The 14984-nt window shown below is 73.4% G+C and carries 13 protein-coding genes; 12 read left to right on the top strand and 1 reads right to left on the bottom strand.

Going from position 1 to position 14984, the window contains the following annotated elements; genetic code table 11:
* The first annotated feature begins 54 nt into the window (after positions 1–54).
* Positions 55–2913 carry a DEAD/DEAH box helicase gene (locus AB0E91_RS02885; protein WP_361774142.1) on the top strand — a complete coding sequence of 953 codons (2859 nt, stop codon included), beginning with the start codon at positions 55–57 and terminating at the stop codon, positions 2911–2913.
* Positions 2910–4952, top strand: coding sequence for an SWIM zinc finger family protein (locus AB0E91_RS02880; RefSeq protein ID WP_361774140.1), 2043 nt, complete (start codon positions 2910–2912; stop codon positions 4950–4952). The genes AB0E91_RS02885 and AB0E91_RS02880 overlap by 4 nt, the downstream gene beginning before the upstream one ends.
* 22 nt (positions 4953–4974) lie before the next feature.
* Here the strand turns inward: AB0E91_RS02880 and AB0E91_RS02875 are convergent, their stop codons facing one another.
* Entirely contained in the window at positions 4975–7107 is a 2133-nt protein-coding gene (locus AB0E91_RS02875) for an MMPL family transporter (RefSeq protein ID WP_361774137.1), read from the bottom strand.
* Positions 7108–7190: 83 nt separating this feature from the next.
* On the opposite strand from AB0E91_RS02875, the gene AB0E91_RS02870 reads away from it, so the two are divergent.
* From AB0E91_RS02870 to AB0E91_RS02825, 10 genes are all read left to right on the top strand, one after another.
* Positions 7191–7706 carry a MarR family winged helix-turn-helix transcriptional regulator gene (locus AB0E91_RS02870; protein ID WP_361774134.1) on the top strand — a complete coding sequence of 172 codons (516 nt, stop codon included), beginning with the start codon at positions 7191–7193 and terminating at the stop codon, positions 7704–7706.
* A 43-nt stretch (positions 7707–7749) separates the two neighbouring features.
* A complete protein-coding gene (locus AB0E91_RS02865) occupies positions 7750–8262 on the top strand; it encodes a GNAT family N-acetyltransferase (protein WP_361774131.1) in 513 nt (170 codons plus the stop codon).
* A gap of 96 nt (positions 8263–8358) precedes the next feature.
* Entirely contained in the window at positions 8359–9663 is a 1305-nt protein-coding gene (locus AB0E91_RS02860) for an alpha/beta fold hydrolase (RefSeq protein WP_361774128.1), read from the top strand.
* A 26-nt stretch (positions 9664–9689) separates the two neighbouring features.
* A complete protein-coding gene (locus tag AB0E91_RS02855; protein ID WP_161182364.1) occupies positions 9690–10325 on the top strand; it encodes an MBL fold metallo-hydrolase in 636 nt (211 codons plus the stop codon).
* A gap of 51 nt (positions 10326–10376) precedes the next feature.
* Complete coding sequence (locus AB0E91_RS02850) at positions 10377–11156, top strand: exodeoxyribonuclease III (protein ID WP_361774124.1); 780 nt, start codon at positions 10377–10379, stop codon at positions 11154–11156.
* Positions 11157–11172: 16 nt separating this feature from the next.
* Positions 11173–11592, top strand: a complete 420-nt coding sequence (locus tag AB0E91_RS02845; protein WP_361774121.1) for a DUF6278 family protein — start codon at positions 11173–11175, stop codon at positions 11590–11592.
* Positions 11593–11733: 141 nt separating this feature from the next.
* A complete protein-coding gene (locus tag AB0E91_RS02840; protein WP_361113414.1) occupies positions 11734–12477 on the top strand; it encodes an amino acid ABC transporter ATP-binding protein in 744 nt (247 codons plus the stop codon).
* A 17-nt stretch (positions 12478–12494) separates the two neighbouring features.
* The gene (locus tag AB0E91_RS02835) at positions 12495–13427 is read left to right on the top strand and encodes a glutamate ABC transporter substrate-binding protein (protein WP_361774117.1); all 933 of its coding nucleotides are present in this window, start codon (positions 12495–12497) and stop codon (positions 13425–13427) included.
* A gap of 11 nt (positions 13428–13438) precedes the next feature.
* Positions 13439–14083: an amino acid ABC transporter permease gene (locus AB0E91_RS02830; RefSeq protein ID WP_361774114.1), complete on the top strand. Its 645-nt coding sequence runs from the start codon at positions 13439–13441 to the stop codon at positions 14081–14083.
* Positions 14080–14958, top strand: coding sequence for an amino acid ABC transporter permease (locus AB0E91_RS02825; RefSeq protein ID WP_361774111.1), 879 nt, complete (start codon positions 14080–14082; stop codon positions 14956–14958). Before AB0E91_RS02830 ends, AB0E91_RS02825 begins: the two co-directional genes overlap by 4 nt.
* Positions 14959–14984 lie beyond the last annotated feature (26 nt).

Below are 14984 nucleotides of genomic sequence, written 5' to 3'. Positions count from 1 at the left end.
CCCGTACAGTCGGAGACAACTGGTCCGACACACGGGCGGGAGGTGACAGGACGTATGGACGGCGGCACGGCCGTGCTGAGCGAGCGCGCGTACTCCGAGGCGATCGGGGGACGGATTCCGGCGTACCTCGCCACCCTCTACCTGCCAGCGCCCCTGCCCCGCGAGGGCCGGATCGCCCTCTGGTCGCCCGACGGCACCCCGCTCCCCGAGCCGGACGGCTCCGGCGGGACGGTCACCGAGCTGACCGTCGTACGCCGCCACGGCGCGACCGTACGGCGCCGCCAGGTCCCCGCGCTGACCCTGCCGCTCATGGACGCGCTGCCCCTGCTGGCAGGCGCTCGGCACGACGCCGCCGCCCACCCCGCCACCGTCTGCTGGGGCGCCGCAGCGCTGCACGCCCTGCGCCTGGCCGCCCGGGGCCGGCTGCTGCCCGGCCTCACCCCGAGCGGTCACGACGCCTGGCGCGCGGGCCCGCTGGAGCCCGACGACATCGCGCACCTGCGCGCGGTCGCCGCCGCCCTGCCCGCCGAGGGCCACGCGGTGCCGCTGCCCGGTGAGGGCCCGCTCCGGCTGCCCGAACCCGAGGCCCTGGTCCGCTCCTTCCTGGACGCGGTCGCCGACACCCTGCCCCGCACCCCCGCCGCCCCGCACACGGGCGGCCGCCCCTTCGCCGCCCGCGAACCCCAGCCGCTGCCCGGCGCCCACGACTGGGCGGCCGAGGTCGCCGCGGGCATGGACGCGGGCGTACGCATCTCGCTGCGCCTGGACCTCTCGGCGTACGCGGTCTTCGACGCGGGCGACGACAGCGGCTCGCGCGCGGCGGGCGCGGCCGTCGTCCAGGTGCACAGCCTGGCCGACCCCACCCTGGTCACGGACGCGGCCGCCCTGTGGGCGGGGGAGGCCGACACCGCCTTCGGACCCCGCGCGCGCGTGGACGCCGCCCTCGCCGTACGGCGCGCGGCCCGCGTGTGGGCGCCCCTGGAGCGGCTGGCCGAACGCGACGTCCCCGACGTGCTCGCACTGTCCGAGGACGAGGTGACCGACCTGCTCGGGACGGCGGCCGGGCGGCTCGCCGCCGCCGGGGTCGGCGTGCACTGGCCCCGCGACCTCGCCCACGACCTCAGCGCCTCCGCGGTCGTCCGCCCCGCGCCCGGCTCGGCCACCGATGGCACCGGCTTCTTCGACAGCGAGGACCTGCTCCAGTTCCGCTGGCAGCTCGCGCTCGGCGGCGACCCGCTCAGCGAGGCCGAGATGGACGCCCTCGCCGAGGCCCACCGTCCCGTCGTACGGCTCCGGGACCGCTGGGTCCTGGTCGACCCCGCGCTCGTCCGCAAGGCCCGCAAGCGCGAACTCGGCCTGCTCGACCCGGTCGACGCGCTCTCCGTCGCGCTCACCGGCACCGCCGAGGTGGACGGCGAGACCGTCGAGGCCGTCCCCACCGGCGCCCTCGCCGCCCTGCGCGACCGTCTCACCGCCGGACTCGCCCCCGCCGAACCCCCGGCAGGGCTGGACGCCACTCTCCGCGACTACCAGCTGCGCGGCCTGGCGTGGCTCGACCTCATGACCTCCCTCGGCCTCGGCGGCTGCCTCGCCGACGACATGGGCCTCGGCAAGACCGTCACCCTCATCGCCCTGCACCTCAAGCGCGCCCGCCCGGAACCGACCCTCGTGGTCTGCCCCGCCTCCCTGCTCGGCAACTGGCAGCGCGAGATCAACCGCTTCGCACCCGGCGTCCCCGTCCGCCGCTTCCACGGCGCCGACCGCACGCTGGACGGGGTGTCCGGCGGCTTCGTCCTCACCACCTACGGCACGATGCGCTCCGCCGCCGAACAGCTCGCGGACCGCCCCTGGGGCATGGTCGTCGCCGATGAGGCCCAGCACGTGAAGAACCCGTACTCCGCCACCGCCAAGGCGCTGCGCACCATCGGCGCCCCCGCGCGCGTGGCGCTCACCGGCACGCCCGTCGAGAACAACCTCTCCGAACTGTGGGCCCTGCTCGACTGGACCACCCCCGGACTCCTCGGCCCCCTCCAGTCCTTCCGTGCCCGGCACGCGCGCGCGGTGGAGAACGGCGAGGACCAGGAGGCCGCCGAGCGTCTGGCCCGGCTGGTCCGGCCCTTCCTGCTGCGCCGCAAGAAGTCCGACCCCGGCATCGTCCCCGAGCTGCCGCCCAAGACCGAGACCGACCACCCGGTCCCGCTCGGGCGCGAACAGGCCGCGCTGTACGAGGCGGTGGTCCGCGAGTCCATGGCGGCCATCGAGTCCGCCGACGGCATCGCCCGGCGCGGGCTCGTCCTCAAGCTGCTCGGCGCGCTGAAGCAGATCTGCGACCACCCCGCGCTGTACCTCAAGGAGGGCCCGTCCCGCCCGGACGGCCTCGCCGCCCGCTCCGGCAAACTCGCCCTCCTCGACGAGCTGCTCGACACCGTGCTGGCCGAGGACGGCTCGGTGCTCGTCTTCACGCAGTACGTCGGCATGGCCCAGCTCATCACCGCCCACCTCGGCGCCCGCGCGGTCCCGGTGGACCTCCTGCACGGCGGCACACCCGTACCCGAGCGGGAGCGCATGGTCGACCGCTTCCAGGCCGGCGAGACCCCGGTCCTGGTCCTCTCCCTGAAGGCGGCGGGCACCGGCCTCAACCTCACCCGCGCGGGCCACGTCGTCCACTTCGACCGCTGGTGGAACCCCGCCGTCGAGGACCAGGCCACCGACCGCGCCTACCGCATCGGCCAGACCCAGCCCGTCCAGGTCCACCGCCTGGTCACCGAGGGCACGGTCGAGGACCGCATCGCCGAGATGCTCACCGCCAAGCGCGCCCTGGCCGACGCGATCCTGGGCTCCGGCGAGGCCGCCCTGACCGAACTCACCGACCGCGAACTGTCCGACCTGGTCTCGCTGCGGAGGCCGTCATGACGAAGTCCGGCTCCAGCCCGGCGGAGGAAGCACGGAGGGCGTTGCGGGAGGCGCGGGAACGGGCCTCCGGTGCGGCGGCGGAGAGTACGACGGCGCCGGCCTCCCGGTTCGACGAGCCCTCGGAGACCGGTGCGTCCACCCGGACTGCTGAGTCCCCCGGGGCCGAGGAGCCCTCCGGGGACGGGGAGGCCGCACGGGCCGAGGAGCCCTCCGGGGCAGGGGAGGCCGCACGAGCCGGGGAGCCCTCCCGGGCCGGTGACGCCGCACGGTCCGGCGAGCCCGTACGCGCCGGTGATGCCGTACGGGCCGCGCTGCGCGCCGCCGTCGCAGAGGGCGCCGCCGCCCCGCAGGCCGAGCACCCCGCCCCCCACCCGACCGCCGAAGACGACCCGACAGGGGGAGCCCCGGCCACCACGGCTCGCCCGGCCGCCACCCCGCCCCCCGCCGCCCGCCGTCCCGGCGACGCCGCCCGTGAGGCCCTGCGTGCCGCTCGGGCGGAGGCGCTTCGCGCGCAGGCGGAGGAGGAGAAGAGCCGCCCGGCCCGCAAGCCGGTGCGCAAGGCGCCCCCCGCTCCCGCCGAGGGCACCCCCGCGGCCGCTCGGGCTCAAACGGTCCGTGAAGTACGGGACTTCCTCGCGACCGCCTTCCGTATGCCCACCTGGGAGGACGCCCCCGAGGGCAACTCCGCCGCCGAAGTCCCGGACCCGGAACCAGAGTTCACCCACCCCCGCCCCGCCGAACCGGAGCCCGCGCAAGCGGCCCCGCACGTCCCCGCCACCATGGCCACCCCCCACCGAGACAACGAACTCCGCCGTACCTTCCCCGCGTTCGCGCCCCGCGCGGAGACGGACGGGTTCGCCGAGACCTGGTGGGGCAACGCCTGGGTGGAGGCGCTGGAGCGGGGCGCGCTGGACCCCAAGCGAGTGGCGCGCGGCCGGGGTTACGCGGACGCGGGACACGTGGACGCGATCACCGTGACGCCGGGGCAGGTGCTGGCGTACGTGAGGGGAAGCCGCCCCCGGCCCTATCGCGTACAAGTCACGCTGCCCACGCTCCGGGACGAGGACTGGGAGCGGTTCCTGGACGCCGCCGTGGACCGCCCGGGGCACATCGCCGCGCTGCTCGACAAGGAGCTGCCGCACTCCCTGGCCGACTGCGGCGCACCCCTGCTGCCCGGCCCCGCCGAGCTGAACCCCCGCTGCAACTGCCCCGACTCCGGGCACCCCTGCAAGCACGCGGCCGCGCTCTGCTACCAGACGGCACGGCTGCTGGACGCCGACCCCTTCGTGCTGCTCCTGCTGCGCGGCCGGGGTGAGCGCGAGCTGCTGGACACGCTGTCGCGGCGCAGCGCCTCCCACGCGGCCCGCGCCGCACGGGAGGGGCTGACCGAGGACCTGCCGGGCGTACGGGCCACGGAGGCGCTCGCCGAGCGGCGACTCCCGCCCCCGCCCCCGCCGTTGCCCGCGCCCGCGCACCCCGAGCAGCCCCCCGTGTACCCGGCGGCCCCTGGCGGCCCGGACCCCTTCGCGCTGGACCAGCTGGCCACCGACGCCGCCGCCCGCGCGCACGCCCTGCTCACCACCGGCCGCGACCCGGTGGGCGGTCTGACCCTGTGGCAGGACGCGGTGCGTCTCGCGGCCGCCCGCCCCGGCTCCGGCCTGACCGCCGCCACCCGCGCGCTGTACGCCACGCTGGCCTCGGCGGCGGGCCGTACCCCCTCCGACCTGGCCCGCGCGGTGGCCGCCTGGCGGCAGGGCGGGCTCGCGGGACTGGACGTCCTGGAGGAGCCGTGGAACCCTCCGGCGGGCCGCTTCGACCGGGCGCGCCCGCTGCTGATCGCCGCGGGGCTGCCCCCGTTCCGCCCCTGGCACAACCACCTCACCCACCCGCTCGGCCACGTCCAGCTCCGCTTCGGCCGGGACGGCCTCTGGTACGCCTACGAGTCCGAGCCGGGCCAGGACGACTGGTGGCCCCGGGGCACCCCCGCCCTCGACCCGGTCGACGCCCTCACCGGACTGGACGCCCTGGCCGGCCTCTGACGGGTCACCGGGGCGCGTCTCCTCAGACCCCGGCGCCCTCCACCCCGTTCGCCGAGCGCGCGCCGGGCACGGCGGCGGCGCCGTCACGCGGCAGGACACTGGGCCACCAGGCCCGCGGACCGATGTCGAGCACCAGGGCCGGGACCAGGAGCGAGCGCACCACCAGGGTGTCGAGGAGTACGCCGAAGGCCACGATGAACGCGATCTGCACCAGGAAGGCCAGCGGGATCACCGTCAGGGCGGCGAACGTCGCGGCCAGCACCACTCCGGCCGAGGTGATCACCCCTCCGGTCGTGGTCAGACCGCGCAGCACGCCCTGCCGGTTGCCGTGGACGAGCGCCTCCTCCCGCGCCCGGGACATCAGGAAGATGTTGTAGTCGACGCCCAGTGCCACCAGGAACACGAACCCGTACAGCGGCACCGACGCGTCCGCACCGCCGAAGCCGAACACGTGCTTGAAAACGAGTGAGGAAACGCCGAGTGTCGCCAGGAAGTTGAGCCCCACCGTCGCCACGAGCAGCACCGGTACGAGCAGGGAGCGCAGCAGCAGGACGAGGATCAGCAGGATGATTCCCAGCACGACGGGCACGATGACGGTGCGGTCCCGGGCGGAGGTCCGCTGGGTGTCGTACTGCTGGGCCGTGTAGCCGCCGACCAGCGCGTCGGCGCCGGGCACCGCGTGGACCCTGGCGCGCAGCCGCTCGACCGTCCGCTTGGCCGCGTCGCTGTCCGCCGCGTCCTCCAGGGTGGCGTCGATGCGGACGCGCCCGGCCACGACCTTCGGCGCCCCGCCGCCGGGCCGTCCGGACGCCGGGACGGCGGCCGCCGAGGCCACGCCGTCGGTGGCCCGCGCCGCGGCGGTCACCTGGGCGGCCCGGCCGGAGTCGGCGATGATGACGGCCGGATTGCCCGACCCGCCTGGGAAGTGCTCGCCCAGCGTCTTCTGGGCGGCGACCGACGGGGCGTCGTTCACGAAGATCTCGTCGAGCGGCACCCCCTTCGCGGACAGCGAGGGGGAGAAGGCCGCCAGCACCGCGAGACCGAGAGCGGTCACCACCCACACCGCGCGCGGGCGGGCGCCCACCTTGCGGGCGACGCGGTGCCACACGCCGTGCCCCTCGACGGAGGCGTCCGACGCCCGGGGCCGGGACGGCCAGTAGGCGCCGCGGCCCAGCAGCGCCAGTACGGCGGGCAGGAAGGTGAGCGCGGAGAGCACGGCGCAGACGATGCCGATGGCGCCGACCGGCCCGAGCGCGCGGTTGTTGGTGAGGTCGCTCGCGAGCAGGGCCAGCAGCGCGAGGGCGACGGTGGCGGCGCTCGCGGTGATCGCGCCGAACGACCTGCGGGCCGCCGCCACCGCGGCCGCCGCCCGGTCCCGGCCCGTCGCCAGTTCCTCGCGGAACCGCGCGGCAAGGAGCAGCGCGTAGTCGGTGGCGGCGCCGATCACGAGGATGGAGAGGATGCCCTGCACCTGTCCGTCCACCCGGACCACGCCGTGGTCGGCCAGCGCGTAGACGACCGCGCACGCCAGTCCGAGGGCGAACACCGCACCGAGGATGATCACGAAGGGGAGCAGGACGCTCCGGTAGACCAGGAGCAGGATCAGCAGCACAGCGCCGAGCGCCACGCCCAGCAGCAGCCCGTCGATGCCCGCGAACGCGTCCCCCAGATCGGCCTGGCTCGCTGCCGGGCCCGCGATCCGCGCCGTCGTCCCCGGCACGCCGCGCGCGGCCCCGCGCACCGAGTCCAGTACGCCGGGCAACCGGTCGCCCAGGTCCGGCCGCAGCTGGACGACGGCCTGCAACGCCTTCCCGTCCTCGGAGGGCAGCGCGGGCGACGGCACGCCGACGATCCCGGTCCGCCCGGCGAGCGCTCCGAGGGCCCGGGTGGCGGTCGCGCGCTCGGCGTCCGTGATCCGGTTTCCGTCCGCCGTCCAGACGACGATCGCGGGCAGGGTCTCCGCCTCGTCGAACGCCTCGCGGGCCTTGAGCACCCTGGTCGATTCGGCGCTCTGCGGCAGGAAGGCGGACTGGTCGTTGGTGGCGACCTCGCCCAGTTTCCCGGCGTAGGGCCCGAGCGTTCCGCCCACGCCGAGCCAGACGAACAGCAGGACGAGCGGCACGAGCCAACGCGTCCAGCCGGGTGCCGCTCTCATACGTCTCTCCCCGGGAAGATCCATGCGACCAGATGAGTCATTCATAAAGTATCTCAATGATCGAGTAACCATATACTGGGGCGATGCACGGGACCGAACACGCCTCGCCGTCTCTTCCGGCGGACGACCCCGCGGGGTTGCACTCCTTCGCGGTCCTCCTGCGCCGGCTCAACGGCGAGTTCAACCGCATCGCCCACGAGTTCGCCCAGACCCAGGGACTCCACGTCACCGACGTCCAGGCGCTCGTCGCGATCCTCGACGCCGATCCCGAGGAGGGCCCCATGACGCCCGGGCGGCTGCGTCGGCAGCTCGACCTCACCTCCGGCGCCATGACCGCCTGCCTCGACCGCCTGGAGCGGGCGGGACACATCCGGCGCGTCCGCGCGGACGACGACCGCCGCGTCGTCCACCTGCACTACGCGGAGGCGGCCAGAGGCGTCGCCCGGGACTTCTTCCGGCCCCTGGCCCAGGGCACCGAGGCCGCGCGGCAGCGCTTCAGCCCCGCGGAGCTGGGCGTGGTCTCCCGCTTCCTGGAGGAGATGAACCGGGAACTCGCCCTCCTGCGCAGTGGCCCCGGCTCGGGCTCGTCCCGCCGCTGACCCGACCGACCGGAACGGCGAACGCCCCGGCAGGAGGCCCCCGTTGCACCTGCGCGATGTCACCCCGCACGACGTCGACGCGTACATACGTATGCGCTGCGACCCCGCCATGATGGCCGGACTCGGCGGCCCGCTGCCCCGCGAGGGCATGGCCGACAAGGTCCGCCGGGACGCCGAACAGGCCGCCGCCGACCGCGCCTGGATCAAGATGATCGTCCCGGACCCCGCCGACCCCGGGACGGTCGCGGGGACCGTCACCCTCTGGTCGCACGACACCCCCCACGGACCGATGTCCGAGATCGGATGGATGGTGCTGCCCGAGTTCCAGGGGCGGGGGCTCGCCAAGCGGGCGGTCCGCGCCCTGCTCGCGCGGGCCCGCGAGCAGGACCGCTGGGGCACCGTCCACGCCTTCCCCGCGACGGACAACGCCCCGTCCAACGGCATCTGCCGCTCCCTCGGCTTCCGGTTCCTCGCGGAGACCGACGTGGACTTCGCCGGACGCGTCCTGCGCGCCAACCACTGGACCGTGGACCCCCGGCAGTCGCCCCGTCCGTGAAGACCGTGTGAGGATTCCCCGCCGATCCCCGGGGACGCGCCGCCCGCACGGCCCCCCACGAAACGGGCACACCCGACCGGCGGTTAGCGTGGTGCGGTGAGTGAGAAGAAGACCCCTGCCCTCCAGTACCGGTTCGACGGCCCCGAAGACGCCCCCGTGATCGTTCTCGGGCCCTCCCTCGGGACGACCTGGCACATGTTCGACCGTCAGGTGCCCGAACTGGTCAAGCAGTGGCGGGTCTTCCGGTTCGACCTGCCGGGACACGGCGGCGCCCCCGCCCATCCGGCCGGTTCCGTCGGCGAGTTGACCGACCGGCTGCTGGCCACGCTCGACGCGCTCGGCGTGCAGCGCTTCGGCTACGCGGGCTGCGCGCTCGGCGGCGCCGTCGGCCTCGAACTGGCGCTGCGCCACCCCGAACGGCTCGCCTCGCTCGCGCTGATCGCCGCCTCGCCCCGGTTCGGCACCCCCGACGAGTTCCGCCAGCGCGGCGTGATCGTACGGACCAACGGGCTCGACCCCATCGCCCGCAGCGCGCCCGAGCGCTGGTTCACCGGCGGGTTCGCCGCCGCGCAGCCCGCCATCACCGAGTGGGCCGTGCAGATGGTGCGCACCACCGACCCCGGCTGCTACATCGCCGCCTGCGAGGCGCTGGCCGCCTTCGACGTACGGCCCGCGCTGGGCCGGGTCGGCGTGCCCACGCTCGTCCTCGTCGGCTCCGAGGACCAGGTCACCGGCCCCGCCGAGGCCCGCACGCTGGTCGCCGGGGTGCCTGACGCCCGGCTCGCGGTCGTCCCCGGCGCCTCCCACCTGGTGCCGGTCGAGCAGCCCGCCGCCGTCACCGACCTCCTCGTACGCCACTTCTCCACCGCCTGGCAGCAGCCGTACGAGACCGGCCAGACCGCGCTGCCGGCCGCGCCCGCCGTCCCCGCGCTCGCCGCGCCGCCGCAGCCGGTGCCGGTCGCGCCGCTCGCCGAGATCGCCCCCGCACCCGTCGCCGCACCGCAGCAGGCGCCCGGCGCGGCCGACCGGTACGAGACCGGGCTCAAGATCCGCCGCGAGGTGCTGGGCGACGCGCACGTGGAGGGGATGTTCGCGGAGGCCGACGCCTTCTCCGGCGACTTCCAGGAGTTCGTCACCCGCTACGCCTGGGGCGAGATCTGGGACCGTCCGGGCCTGGACCGCAGGTCCCGCAGCTGTGTCACGCTCACCGCGCTCGTCGCGGGCGGCCACCTGGAGGAGCTGGCCTTCCACATCCGCGCGGCGCTGCGCAATGGCCTGACCCCGGCCGAGATCAAGGAAGTGCTGCTCCAGGCGGCGGTGTACTGCGGCGTCCCGGCCGCCGCCGGTGCCTTCCGCGTGGCCCAGCGCGTCATCCGCGAGGAGACCACGCCCGCCGAGTGAGCGCCCGACACGACAGGATGGACACCATGAGGTTCACCAAGAAGTCCCACGCGTGCGTACGCCTGGAGAAGGACGGGCGGACGCTCGTCATCGACCCCGGCGGCTTCAGCGAGACCGACGCCGCGCTCGGCGCCGACGCGATCCTGATCACGCACGAGCACCCGGACCACTTCGACGAGGGCCGCCTGCGCACCGCCATGGAGGCGAACCCGCAGGCGGAGATCTGGACGCTGAAGTCCGTGGCGGACCAGATCTCCGCCGCCTTCCCCGGCCGCGTGCACACCGTCGGCCACGGCGACACCTTCACGGTCGAGGGCTTCGACGTCCAGGTCCACGGTGAACTGCACGCGGTCATCCACCCGGACATCCCGCGCATCACCAACGTCGGCTATCTGATCGACGGCGGCAAGGTCTTCCACCCCGGCGACGCCCTCACCGTCCCCGACCAGCCGGTGGAGACCCTGCTGCTCCCGGTCATGGCCCCCTGGAACAAGATCGCCGAGGTCATCGAGTACGTCCGCGAGGTCGAGCCGCAGCGCGCCTACGACATTCACGACGCGCTGCTCACCGACCTCGCCCGCCCGATCTACGACCGCCAGATCGGCGCCCTCACCGGCGCCGAACACCTGCGCCTGGCCCCGGGGGACGACGCCCGGCTCTGAGTCCTGTCGCCCAGAGACCCGTTGTCACACCCGGCGGGTAGGTTGTGGAACATGCGCATCGCCACCTGGAACGTGAACTCGATCACCGCCCGCCTGCCCCGGCTCCTCGCCTGGCTGGAGAGCAGCGGCACCGACGTGCTCTGCCTCCAGGAGGCCAAGGTCGCCGAGGAGCAGTTCCCGGTCGAGGCCCTGCGTGAGCTGGGGTACGAGGCGGCGGTCCACGCCACCGGCCGGTGGAACGGGGTGGCGGTGCTCTCCCGCGTCGGCCTGGAGGACGTGGTCAAGGGCCTGCCCGGCGACCCCGGGTACGACGGCGCGCTGGAGCCCCGCGCCCTGTCGGCCACCTGCGGCCCGGTCCGCGTCTGGTCGGTGTACGTGCCCAACGGCCGCGAGGTGGACCACCCGCACTACGCGTACAAGCTCCGGTGGTTCGAGGCCCTGAAGGCGGCCGTCGCCGGTGACGCGGCGGGCGGCCGCCCCTTCGCGGTCCTCGGGGACTACAACGTCGCGCCGACGGACGACGACGTGTACGACCGCGCCGCCTTCGAGGGCTCCACCCATGTCACCCCCGCCGAGCGCGCCGCCCTCGCCTCGCTGCGCGAGACCGGCCTGACCGACGTGGTCCCGCGCCCGCTGAAGTACGACAAGCCGTTCACGTACTGGGACTACCGCCAGCTCTGCTTCCCGAAGAACCGCGGCATGCGCATCGACCTGGTCTACGGCAACGCCCCCTTCTCCGGAGCCGTCAAGGACGCCTACGTGGACCGCGAGGAGCGCAAGGGAAAGGGAGCGTCGGATCACGCGCCAGTGGTGGTCGACCTCGACGTGTGATGCCACGCTGGGGGGCATGAACATTCCGTTCCTGGGGGCCCGGCACCGCAAGAGCGGTGCCGCGGCGCTGCCGGCCGACCCCGAGGCCATCGCCGCGCTGCTCTCCGAGTGCGAACTGCTGCGCTCCCAGGCGGAACAGGCGGGCTTCCGCCTGGACGACACCCCCGCCTCCCTGGAGGCCCTGGACCAGCTGCTCCCGCGCTGGCGCGACGACGCCGAGCTGCTGCCCTGGCTGGGGAACGACGCCGGGCTGTATCTCGGCACCGTCGCCGTGCGCACCGTACCCGGCGCGGCCTGGCACCTCCGTGCGGACGGTGAGCCCGTCCTGCGGCTCGCCTCGGGGCGGGAGGTGGAGGTCGTGGAGTGCGGCCGCGAGTGGGCCTCCGGAGGCGTCCCCGAGCTGTCCCAGCTGTACGCGGAGCTGTCCGAGGTCTGACCGCCGCCCCGGCCGGGCGTGTAAATACGGCTAATGCCCGAAAGGCGCGTGTCGTCCATCCGTGTGGCGAGCGGCTGGATAGTTTGCGGCCAGCACGACCACGGCTGAGTACGACACGGCTGAGAGTGAGTAGGGCTGCGGATGGCCGTCGATCCGTTGATCGAACTGCGCGACGTCAACAAGTACTACGGGGATCTGCACGTCCTCCAGGACATCGACCTCACGGTGGGCAAGGGGGAGGTGGTCGTGGTCATCGGCCCCTCGGGGTCGGGCAAGTCGACGCTGTGCCGCACGATCAACCGCCTGGAGACCGTCGAGTCCGGCACGATCTCCCTGGACGGCGAGCCACTGCCCCAGGAGGGCCGGGCGCTGGCGCGGCTGCGCGCCGAGGTCGGCATGGTCTTCCAGTCGTTCAACCTCTTCGCCCACAAGACCGTCCTGGAGAACGTCTCCCTCGCGCAGATCAAGGTGCGCGGCCGCAAGAAGGCCGACGCCGAGCGCCGCTCGCGCGAACTCCTCGACCGGGTCGGCCTGCTGGCCCACGCCGAGAAGTACCCGGCGCAGCTCTCCGGCGGCCAGCAGCAGCGCGTGGCCATCGCCCGCGCCCTCGCGATGGACCCCAAGGCGCTGCTCTTCGACGAGCCGACCTCGGCCCTGGACCCCGAGATGATCAACGAGGTCCTGGAGGTCATGCAGCAGCTGGCCCGCGAGGGCATGACCATGATCGTCGTCACCCACGAGATGGGCTTCGCCCGCTCCGCCGCCAACCGGGTCGTCTTCATGGCCGACGGCCGGATCGTGGAGGACCGCACCCCGGAGGAGTTCTTCACCGCTCCGCGCAGCGAGCGCGCCAAGGACTTCCTGTCCAAGATCCTCAAACACTGACCGGGGGAGTGCGTCCCATGTCCCGCGACACCCGTGCGCCCCGCGCCCGGCTGCTGTCCGTCCTGCCCGTGCTGCTGGCCCTGCTGGCTCCGCTCGCCGCCTGCGGCAAGGACGGCAGCCCGCCGACCAAGGGCCCCGCCCCCGAGCAGCTCCCGCACTACTCGGTCGACCACAACTTCACCCTGCCCGACTCCCCGACGTGGAAGCGGGCGAAGAAGCGCGGCCACTTCGTCGTCGGCGTCAAGGAGGACCAGCCCTACCTGGGCGAGAAGGACCCGGCGACCGGCGTCTACTCGGGCTTCGACATCGAGATCGCCAAGATGCTCTCCGCCTCCCTCGGCTTCCCCGGCGACAGCGTCCGCTTCCGCACCATCGCCTCCGCCAACCGCGAGACGGCCCTGCAGAACGGCCAGATCGACTACTACGTCGGCACCTACACCATCAACGACAACCGCAAGAAACTCGTGGGCTTCGCGGGCCCGTACTACATGGCCGGCCAGTCCCTCCTGGTCCGCAAGGACACCGACGACATCCACGGCCCGCAGGACCTCGACGGCAAACGGGTGTGCTCGGCGGCCGGTTCGACGCCGTACCAGCGCATCAAGGAGGACTTCCCGAAGGCGATCCTGGTCGCCTACGACACCTACTCGGTGTGCGTCGACAACCTGCTCACCTATCAGGTCGACGCGGTCACCACCGACGACGCGATCCTGATCGGCTATGCGGCCAAGGCCCCCGACGAACTCAAGGTCGTCGGCAAGCCGTTCTCCCAGGAGCCCTACGGCATCGGCGTCCCCCACGGCGACAACGCCCTGCGCTTCGCCCTGGACGACGCCCTCGCCGCCCGGGAGAAGAACGGCGACTGGAAGAGGGCGTACGACGCGACACTCGGCCTGTCCGGCGTGCCCGCGCCCCAACCTCCGCCGATCGACCGCTATCCGGCGAGCTGACCGAGGACGGCATGAACGTACTGACAGACAACTTCGCCGTGTACGGCGAGGGTTTCCTCGGCACGGTCGAACTGACCGTCTACGCCTCGCTGCTGGCGCTCGCGCTGGGCTTCCTGATGGCGTCCTTCCGGGTCGCGCCGGTGGCCTCGCTGCGGGTCTTCGGCACCGTGTGGGTGACCGTGCTGCGCAACACCCCGCTCACCCTGCTGTTCTTCGCGGTGCTGCTCGGACTGCCCCGCTTCGGACTCGTCCTGCCCTTCCAGGTGTTCGCGGTCATCGCGCTGGGCTGCTACACCTCGGCGTTCATCTGCGAGGCGCTGCGCTCCGGCATCAACACCGTGCCCCGGGGACAAGGAGAGGCCGCCCGCAGTCTCGGCATGACCTTCTCGCAGACCCTGAGCGTGGTCGTACTGCCGCAGGCGTTCCGCTCGGTGATCCCGCCCGTCGGCTCGACCCTGATCGCGCTCGCCAAGAACTCGGCCATCGCGGGCGCCTTCAGCGTCACCGAACTCCTCGGCACCTACAAGACGCTGAGCGAGCTGGGCTACAACATCGTCTGGATCTTCGTCTGGATCGCGGTCGGGTATCTCATCATCACCCTCGCGATCAGCGCCCTGTTCCACCTCCTCGAGCGCAAGTGGGGAGTCGCCCGATGACCGGCACCACCGCCCTCTACGACGTCCCAGGGCCCGGCACCCGGCGCCGCCACACCCTCTACGCCGTCCTCTCCACGGCCGTACTGCTCGGCCTGGTCGCCTGGCTGCTGTATCTCCTGTTCTCCACCGGCCAGTTCACCTACACCAAGTGGATGCCGTTCGAGTACAAGGGCATCCAGGAACTGCTGCTGCGCGGCCTCGGCAACACCCTCAAGGCGTTCGCCATGGCGGCCGTGCTCTCGCTCGCGCTGGGCGGGGTACTGGCCGTCGGACGGCTCTCCGACCACCGCCCGGTGCGCTGGCTGGCCACGCTCGTCGTGGAGTTCTTCCGCGCGATGCCCGTCCTGGTCATGATCTTCTTCATCTTCGTGGCGCTCAAGGTGCAGCCGCTGCCCGCGCTCGTCGCCGGACTGACCCTCTACAACGGCTCGGTGCTCGCCGAGGTCTTCCGCTCCGGCGTCAACGCCGTCGAACGCGGCCAGCGCGAGGCCGCGTTCGCGCTCGGGATGCGGAAGACCCAGGTCATGGCATACGTCCTCGTACCGCAGGCGGTGCGGGCCATGTTGCCCGCGATCATCAGCCAGTTGGTGGTCGCGCTGAAGGACACCTCGCTCGGCTTCCTCATCACCTACGAGGAGTTCCTCCACGCCGGGAAGCTCATCGCCTCGAACCTCGACTACGATTTGCCGTTCATCCCCGTGGTGATGGTGATCTCGCCGATCTACATCGGGATGTGCATGTTGCTCTCGTGGTTCGCCGGCTGGGTGGCCCGCCGGGAGCAGCGCAGTCCCAAGACCGAAGCCGTGGCGGTCGCCGAGGCCGGTCCTGGGGCACTGCTGCCCGGTGGGGAGCCACCCACGGCGCCGAAGCCGTGAAGGGCGGCAGATCAACGGGCCATGCT

The sequence above is a fragment of the Streptomyces sp. NPDC026659 genome, assembly GCF_040638245.1.
Classification (GTDB): domain Bacteria; phylum Actinomycetota; class Actinomycetes; order Streptomycetales; family Streptomycetaceae; genus Streptomyces.
The sequence above is the reverse complement of the archived record's forward strand: the minus strand, read 5'-3'. Positions and strand labels throughout refer to the sequence as shown.

Coding starts and splice junctions, on each gene's coding strand:
- AB0E91_RS02885 (WP_361774142.1), top strand. CDS start 55: ATGGACGGCGGCACGGCCGTGCTGAGCGAGCGCGCGTACTCCGAGGCG.
- AB0E91_RS02880 (WP_361774140.1), top strand. CDS start 2,910: ATGACGAAGTCCGGCTCCAGCCCGGCGGAGGAAGCACGGAGGGCGTTG.
- AB0E91_RS02875 (WP_361774137.1), bottom strand. CDS start 7,107: ATGAGAGCGGCACCCGGCTGGACGCGTTGGCTCGTGCCGCTCGTCCTG.
- AB0E91_RS02870 (WP_361774134.1), top strand. CDS start 7,191: ATGCACGGGACCGAACACGCCTCGCCGTCTCTTCCGGCGGACGACCCC.
- AB0E91_RS02855 (WP_161182364.1), top strand. CDS start 9,690: ATGAGGTTCACCAAGAAGTCCCACGCGTGCGTACGCCTGGAGAAGGAC.
- AB0E91_RS02850 (WP_361774124.1), top strand. CDS start 10,377: ATGCGCATCGCCACCTGGAACGTGAACTCGATCACCGCCCGCCTGCCC.
- AB0E91_RS02845 (WP_361774121.1), top strand. CDS start 11,173: ATGAACATTCCGTTCCTGGGGGCCCGGCACCGCAAGAGCGGTGCCGCG.
- AB0E91_RS02840 (WP_361113414.1), top strand. CDS start 11,734: ATGGCCGTCGATCCGTTGATCGAACTGCGCGACGTCAACAAGTACTAC.
- AB0E91_RS02835 (WP_361774117.1), top strand. CDS start 12,495: ATGTCCCGCGACACCCGTGCGCCCCGCGCCCGGCTGCTGTCCGTCCTG.
- AB0E91_RS02830 (WP_361774114.1), top strand. CDS start 13,439: ATGAACGTACTGACAGACAACTTCGCCGTGTACGGCGAGGGTTTCCTC.
- AB0E91_RS02825 (WP_361774111.1), top strand. CDS start 14,080: ATGACCGGCACCACCGCCCTCTACGACGTCCCAGGGCCCGGCACCCGG.